This is a genomic window from Daejeonella sp. (assembly GCF_037719425.1).
In the GTDB taxonomy this organism is placed as follows: Bacteria; Bacteroidota; Bacteroidia; order Sphingobacteriales; family Sphingobacteriaceae; genus Daejeonella.
The window spans coordinates 1-7618 of sequence record NZ_JBBJNI010000045.1 but is presented as its reverse complement, the minus strand read 5'-3'; the positions used below and the strand labels follow the sequence as shown (position 1 = coordinate 7618).

Here is a 7618-nt window from a genome sequence, read left to right as displayed (position 1 = left end):
GTGTATCCTCAAATAGGTTTGTGTTCTATCTGAGTATCTTTTTAACAAGAGGGGATAAGGTGGTTTCGGTGATTGAGGTGACGGCCCGGGGTAAGTCTCAATAGGAACTGAAAGTGGAAAACTGAAAACTGAAGCGAATCGTCTAACCGTATAATCAACGAGGTGTATCCTCAAATAGGTTTGTGTTCTATCTGAGTATCTTTTTAACAAGAGGGGACAAGATGGTTTCGGTGATTGAGGTGCTGGCCCGGGGTAAGTCTCAATAAGGAGCTGAAAGTGGAAAGCTGAAAACTGAAGGGAATCGTCTAACCGTATAATCAACGAGGTGTATCCTCAAATAAGTTTGTGTTCTATCTGAGTATCTTTTTAACAAGAGGGGACAAGATGGTTTCGGTGATTGAGGTGACGGCCCGGGGTAAGTCTCAATAGGAACAGAAAGTGGAAAGCTGAAAACTGAAGCGAAGCAGCTAATTACCGTTAAATCAGGGAGGTATATCCTGGGATAAGTTTTTGTTCTAACTGAATATTTTTTTGATAGGTTGCATTCGATTTAGACATAATGAGAGAAAGCCTTATACAGATTAAGACGTACGCGTTTGCCATTAGAATTGTAAAGCTCTATAAATTCTTGTGTGAGAGTAAAAAGGAGTTCGTGCTTTCAAAACAATTATTGAGAAGTGGAACAGCTCCTGGTGCCTTAAGTTACGAAGCCGAACATGCACAGTCCAAGGCCGATTTTTTAAACAAAATGAATGTAGCCCTAAAAGAAGCTAATGAGACTAAATACTGGCTGTTTTTGCTTAAAGACTCTAAGTATCTCACGAATGAAGAGTTTTTTGCTATTATGCCAGATTGCAAAGAAATAATCCAAATGCTCGTCAGTACCGTTAAAACCACAAAATCCTCTCTGAATAGATAACTATGCTTCAACTTTCAGCTTTCAGCTTTCAGTTATCTATTCATGAGGTAGGAGATACTCTACATTAAATTAGAGTCTCTTAATCGAAATATTCCTGTACCAAACATCATTACCATGATCCTGCAACGCAATCTTGCCTGTTTTGTACATTGCGAATGCTGGCCAGGTTTTGAATTTACTGCCTGCAACAAGCTGTTTCCAGTTATCATCCCACATGGTGGTTTTTACAACGGATTCGCCGTTTTGAATTAGTTCGAGGTTACCGTTGTTTAAAATGATTTCCGCCGTATTCCATTCGCCCACGGGCTTAACGTTTTCTTTGCGACTTTTTACCAGGTCATAAAGGTCACCGGAGCGGTGTTTAGTGATCTTGCCATCAGCATGACCGTCGTTGTCGAGCACCTGCATCTCAGGACCGGTAGTGTAAGAAGCGCCGAATTTAGGATCTTCATTTACATTGAAAATTATTCCACTGTTTCCACCTTTGGAGATCTTCCAGTCCAGTTTCAAGTGATAGTTAGTAAATTCTTCATTGGTAACCAGATCGCCGCCCTGACCTGCTGTCTTATGGGTGGCATCCAAAAACAAAGCACCATCCATGACTTTCCAATCTGTGCCAGCCACTGGTTTGTTATAGGTATGCCATCCGGTTGTGGTTTTACCATCGAACAGCTTCTGCCATCCTTTGCCAGTTGAACTGGTCATTCCGTCTTTTGAAGAACTGCATCCTGTTAAAAGGGCTGCTGCAAGAATCATTACATTTAAAGATTTCATAATTATTTTTTTAACGACAATATATATTTAACCATCTCTTTCGCGTCTCCCTCAGTAATTGAAGGATGCGGGGCCATTGGTATATCTCCCCAATTTCCTGCTCCACCTTTAATGATCTTGCCTGCAAGCATTGCAATATTCTCGTCGGTAGATGGATATTTAGCAGCTACATCCTGATAAGCAGGACCAAGCAGCTTCACATCGATCTTATGACAGGTAAGGCAATCGCTTTTTGTTATTAACTGTTCGCCGTTTCCACCAGATGCTACCGGTGAGTCGGTTCCAATATTATTCACATTTGTATCAGCGTTCGACTGCTGTGCTGTTGCAGATTGATTAGCGCCCGCGGAAGTAGTGTCAATTGAGCCCGACTTTTGTCTATTACTGCAGGCAGCCACGAAGCCGCATATTCCTAAAATGAAAATTAACTTCTTCATGGTAATGTTCGGTTTAATTAACGCATATTTTTTTTAAACTGAATTGTGATTTGAATCAGGATGCAAGAACCAAGAGCAAGGACTTATTTTATTTTTACCCGACAAGTCTTGACTCTTGGTTCCTGGCTCTTGAATCAACAATTATCGAAACAAATGTCTAATCGTTAACATTGTGAAAATACTGTTTTAAATTTATAATCCTAAAATCTGGCGATTTACATCATCGTTGCTGGCCCCAGCCGCAAAATCATCAAATGCTTTTTCTGTAACCCGGATTATGTTATCCTTGATAAAAACAGCGCCCTCTTTAGCCCCATCTTCAGGATGTTTAATGCAGCATTCCCATTCCATTACCGCCCACCCTTTATAATCATATTGGGTAAGCTTGCTGAAGATCTTTTTAAAGTCAACCTGCCCATCGCCCGGTGAGCGATAGCGGCCAGCACGGTTCGCCCAGCTTTGATATCCTCCGAAAGTTCCCTGCTTACCGGTTGAGTTGAACTCAGCATCTTTGACGTGAAACGCTTTGATACGTTCGTGGTAATGATCGATGTACTGTATGTAATCCAGCTGCTGTAAAACAAAGTGAGATGGATCGTACAAAAGGCAGGCACGCGGGTGATTATTTACTTTCTCCAGAAACATCTCATAGGTGATTCCATCGAAAAGATCTTCTCCCGGGTGGATCTCATAACAAACATCCACACCTTCTTTATCGAAGTGGTTCAGGATTGGAGTCCAGCGCTTTGCAAGTTCAGTAAACGCCATGTCGACTAAACCATCTGCTCTCTGCGGCCATGGGTGCCACATATGCCATAATAATGATCCGCTGAACGTTGCATGCGCGTTAAGTCCCAGATTTTTAGAAGCAGTTGCAGCATATTTCATTTGCTGAACCGCCCATTCCTGCCGTGCCTTCGGATTGTTTTGAAGATGAGCAGGCGCGAAAGCGTCAAACGGCTGGTCGAAAGCGGGATTAACTGCCACCAGTTGTCCCTGAAGGTGCGTGGATAATTCCGTGATCTCGAGACCGCATGAATTTACGATCCCCTTGATCTCATCAGCATAAGTTTTACTTTCCGCAGCCTTCTGGAGATCTATAAAGCGGGGATCCAGGGTAGGAATTTGGACCCCTACAAACCCGAGGCTTTTTGCCCACTTGCAGATAGATTCAAGACTATTGAAAGGTGCTTCATCACTTATAAACTGAGCAAGAAATACACCCGGTCCTTTTATTGTTGTCATATTTAAAGAATTATATTGTGTAGTCCGTCCATTTTTCACTGCTCTCATTGCTTCTAACCACATTGTCGATGAATGCCATTCCTCTGATGCCTTCTTCCACAGAAGGGAAATCCAGGATTTCTGGGGAGGCTTGTGTACCATCGATTTTCGCTGAAAGCGCCAGAGCGAAATTTCTGTAAAGGTTTCCGAATGCTTCAAGGTAGCCTTCTGGATGTCCTCCGGGAGTTCTGCAATTATGCGTTGCGTAAGAAGACAGACGGTCTGTATAACCCGCTCCAGCCCTTAATATTTCCGTTGGCCTGTCTAGCCATTTTACCAATAAAGTGTTCGGTTCATGCTGGGCCCATTCTAAACCGCCATTTTCACAATAAAGCCGAATCTTCAATGCATTCTCTTCTCCAGCAGCAACTTGTGACGCCATAAGCACACCGTTAGCTCCATTATCAAACTTCAGGAGCACATTACCATCATCATCAAGCTGGCGGCCTTCTACTACAATGTTTAAATCAGCGCATACTTTGGTGATCTTGAGGCCGGAGATATACTCAGCGAGGTGTGCTGCATGAGTACCAATATCTCCCATGCTTCCGCTCTTGCCGGATTTTTTAGGATCTGTTCTCCAGGCAGCCTGGGCGTTTCCTTCCCGCTCAGACAAACGACTTAGCCATCCCTGCGGATATTCTACCCAGATCTTGCGCACCTTGCCAAGAACGCCGTCCTTAATCATCTGCTTCGCCTGTTTTACCATTGGATAACCAGCATAGGTGTGGGTAAGAAGCAAGGTGAGTCCGGTTTCCTGTACTTTTTTCTGTAGTTGCTTAGCTTCATCAAGAGTAAAAGCAATTGGCTTTTCTATAACTACGTGGAAACCATTATCAAGGGCCATCATTGCAGGCGCGAAATGCGCGAAATTTGGAGTAACAATAGTTACAAAATCAATCCTTTTGTCGGCGGGAAGTTTACTTTCCTTTTCGATCATCTCCTCAAAGGTTAGATAGGTCCTGTCTTCAGGAAGAAATAGCATCTTGCCACTGTCTCGGGCTATGTCAGGAATTATACTTAAAGCTCCGCAGCTTAGCTCTACAAGCCCGTCCATATTGGCAGCGATTCTGTGGATAGCTCCTATAAAGGCATCTTTTCCACCGCCGACCATACCCATTCTTAATTTTCTGTTCATAGAAATGTATTAATATTTAGATAGAATTAAATTTTATTGATTGAAGGAAAGGCCTTCGCCTGATGGTTTTATTCGATTTTATGATAATATATAAATCGTGAAGTTTTGCGTCACCTGCAGGCTGTAAATTAATCAGTGAATTAATTTGATTTGCAGCACCTCCCGAACTTACTTCAGTACTGCCAATTATCTTACCGTTCTCCTGATCTAATCTTACCTCGATAGTAAAAGAGCCTTCGTCACTACTGTTAAGTGAGCTTATGCTAAGGCTATTAATTCCCGTGAGATCTATACTGCTGAGTTTAATCCAGCCGTTAGTTTGAGGATATGCGATCAGGCCTGTAGCGGTGGAGTCTCTTAAGGTTAATCGTGCCCGTTGTGTCAGTTCTCTCGCATTGATTGTATTGCTTCTGAGATAAGCGACACCCGTGCCTGTGAGAGGCTTTACGCCAGAAGTTCCGGCATCAGTATACGATGCGTTGATAACAAATGTCGTATTATCATCGGAAACTGCTTCCGGAATGATTTGCCCCTGTGCAGGTAAAGTTGGCTTAGCAGAAGTTTTATTGCTTAGTGACATTACATATTGAGCAATTTTTTGCGCTTCACCTTCAGGCATAGTGGCGTGCGCCGGCATGGCTACCTCACCCCAGACACCGCTGCTGCCCTTTAGAATCTTGGTGGCGAGATAAGCTACGGCATTAGACTGGTTTTGGTATTTGCTTGATACGTTTGTAAATGACGGACCAACTGAAACCGCATTTACCTTATGGCATGCCGAACAATCAGATTTGAGCATCAATACTTCTCCAACCTGCACGTCGGGAACTTCCTGGTGACCGAGCGAAGCTCCTGCCATATCCGTCCCTTTTGTATAAGTGTTTGCGACATAAATCTTTTCTTTGTTTACAACTGAGCCCTGGTCAGTTACCATTATCTGGTAATCAATTGGCTTTCCCGGGAAATAGAAAGTTCTATTTCCTTTTAAGGCTACGCTGAGCTTAGGCTGCGCATTTCCGGCATAGACAGTTTTCTTTGCGCTTGTGGTAGTTGCTTTCGATTTATCTATAACCTGCACGCTGACCGGGTATTCCCCTGCTTTTGTATATGCATATTCAATAGACGGTTGAGTTGTGGTCTTTTTGACCCCATTGCCCAGATCCCACACATAAGTCAGCGCATCATTATCAGGATCGCTGGAAATAACTTTCGCCTGCAGTTTATAAGGCATAACTCCACTCGAATTACTGATTACCAGGTTATCTATCCTGGGAGGGCGATTGCCGGTAATGTAATCTATTCTGACTAAACCGGCATCCGGATTTTTGGCGAACCATCCCTTACCATATTCGAGGACATATATTCTTCCATCCGGCCCAACCTCCATATCTATAGGAGCAATGAAAGGAGATGAACCCATAAATGCTTCCATATTATCATAATCCCCATTAGGTTTCATAGTGACAGCCTTCACCCATCCGCGGATCCAGTCGTACATGAATAGCTTATTGTCGTAATAATCAGGATACCTGGTTTCTTTCGGATAAAGTTCGCTGTGATATACAGGTCCGGCCTCCGCGTTTCTGCCTCCTGTACCAACCTGAGGAAATTCCTTAGATTGGGCATATGGGTACCATATGAAAGCGGGAGATACGGGGGGAAGGTTTTTCAAGCCCGTATTATTCTGCGAGTTGTTGACCGGCTTCAATTTGTCAAACAGCTCTCCGCTTGTTCCGGTTTTATAATCATATTGCCTGTAGGCATAATTGTTACCCACAAAGTATGGCCAGCCAAAGAACCCGGCTTTTCTGGCTTGGTTTACCTCGTCATAACCTCTTGGACCTCTTTCCGGGATATCATTATTTGCATCCGGTCCCACCTCTCCCCAATAAAGGAACCCAGTTTTGCTGTCGATAGAGATCCGGTAAGGATTTCTGTTTCCCATTACATAGATCTCCGGCCTAGTTTGCGGCGTATTAGGCGGAAAAAGGTTTCCCTCGGGGATCTCGTAAGTACCATCGGCTTTGACCCGTATCCGTAATATTTTGCCACGCAGGTCGTTTGTGTTTCCTGAACTTCGGCCCGCGTCATACTGTTCTAGCCCAGGACGGTTGTCCATGGGGCCAAAACCTTTATTTGTAAACTGCTGATTCGGAACATCAAAGGGAGTGGAATTATCACCTGTCGACAGATATAAAAGTCCATCCGGTGCAAAGGCAATCGACCCGCCTGTATGGCAGCATATCTCCCGTTGTGAGTAAAGCTGCAGAATAATTTTTTCTGAAGATTTATCCAGTTTATCATTAACGAATTTGAATCTGGATAATCGATTAACGGAAGTATCTATGGGACTATAATATATATAGACGTAATTGTTCTCTTTAAACTTTGGATCCGCTGCTATGCCAAGTATCCCTTCTTCAGCATTAACTCCCGGTACGGAAGTCTTAGCATATACATTCAGGGACGATATCTGGCTGATGCTTTTATTTTGTTCCTTATATAGCATGATCTCACCTCTGCGTTGAACAATAAGGATATCCATATTAGGAAGGATAGTCATTTCAGTAGGTTCAAACAAAGTCCCTTGGGTTAAAACATTCCTGACAAATCTGTTTTCCTCAGGGGCTTTGGGAGTTGTTGCTTTGGAATAGTTGAGCATGACATTATTGCCGAGAGCATATTTAATGCCTCCAAGAAGGTGTTTGAGATATAGAGGATCCGAAAAAGATTCCTTGGTATGGCCCATGCCTGTGTAAAATGCCCGGCCTCCATCGAACTGATGATACCATGCGATAGGGTGGTTTGTGCCGTTTTTTCCGCCTTCATAGCTCGATTCATCCAGTGAAGCCAGAACCTTAACATTAGGATTAAGCGTTTTGTAATTGTACCATTCGTCGGTGCGCTTCCATTTTTCCGGCAGATGACTGGTTGCTGCATTTGTACGGTCAGTCACATTCACTACTGCTTCCTGAGTTTTGGGATGGCTGAGGAAATATCCTCCAACAAGCTTACCATACCATTCCCATTCATATTCAGTATCAGCAGCAGCATGAACACCGGCGA

At 43.5% G+C, this 7618-nt stretch carries 6 protein-coding genes; 1 reads left to right on the top strand and 5 read right to left on the bottom strand.

The genetic code is table 11. The features are described 5' to 3' along the window. Positions 1–559 precede the first annotated feature (559 nt). Positions 560–919 carry a four helix bundle protein gene (locus tag WKF69_RS07965; protein ID WP_340381062.1) on the top strand — a complete coding sequence of 120 codons (360 nt, stop codon included), beginning with the start codon at positions 560–562 and terminating at the stop codon, positions 917–919. 69 nt (positions 920–988) lie between these two features. Here the strand turns inward: WKF69_RS07965 and WKF69_RS07960 are convergent, their stop codons facing one another. The 5 genes from WKF69_RS07960 to WKF69_RS07940 all read right to left on the bottom strand — a co-directional run. Further along, positions 989–1693 carry a DUF1080 domain-containing protein gene (locus tag WKF69_RS07960; RefSeq protein WP_340381060.1) on the bottom strand — a complete coding sequence of 235 codons (705 nt, stop codon included), beginning with the start codon at positions 1691–1693 and terminating at the stop codon, positions 989–991. A 2-nt stretch (positions 1694–1695) separates the two neighbouring features. After that, on the bottom strand, positions 1696–2130 hold the full coding sequence (locus WKF69_RS07955; protein WP_340381058.1) for a c-type cytochrome: 435 nt from the start codon (positions 2128–2130) through the stop codon (positions 1696–1698). 192 nt (positions 2131–2322) lie between these two features. Next, a complete protein-coding gene (locus WKF69_RS07950; protein WP_340381056.1) occupies positions 2323–3375 on the bottom strand; it encodes a sugar phosphate isomerase/epimerase in 1053 nt (350 codons plus the stop codon). 10 nt (positions 3376–3385) lie between these two features. Further along, on the bottom strand, positions 3386–4552 hold the full coding sequence (locus tag WKF69_RS07945; RefSeq protein WP_340381054.1) for a Gfo/Idh/MocA family oxidoreductase: 1167 nt from the start codon (positions 4550–4552) through the stop codon (positions 3386–3388). 16 nt (positions 4553–4568) lie between these two features. Continuing rightward, a partial coding sequence (locus WKF69_RS07940; protein ID WP_340381052.1) for a ThuA domain-containing protein occupies positions 4569–7618 on the bottom strand: 3050 nt, incomplete at its 5' end.

Excerpts from the sequence above, each read along its gene's own strand:
- WKF69_RS07955 (WP_340381058.1), bottom strand. The coding sequence starts at position 2,130 with ATGAAGAAGTTAATTTTCATTTTAGGAATATGCGGCTTCGTGGCTGCC.
- WKF69_RS07950 (WP_340381056.1), bottom strand. The coding sequence starts at position 3,375 with ATGACAACAATAAAAGGACCGGGTGTATTTCTTGCTCAGTTTATAAGT.
- WKF69_RS07965 (WP_340381062.1), top strand. The coding sequence starts at position 560 with ATGAGAGAAAGCCTTATACAGATTAAGACGTACGCGTTTGCCATTAGA.
- WKF69_RS07945 (WP_340381054.1), bottom strand. The coding sequence starts at position 4,552 with ATGAACAGAAAATTAAGAATGGGTATGGTCGGCGGTGGAAAAGATGCC.
- WKF69_RS07960 (WP_340381060.1), bottom strand. The coding sequence starts at position 1,693 with ATGAAATCTTTAAATGTAATGATTCTTGCAGCAGCCCTTTTAACAGGA.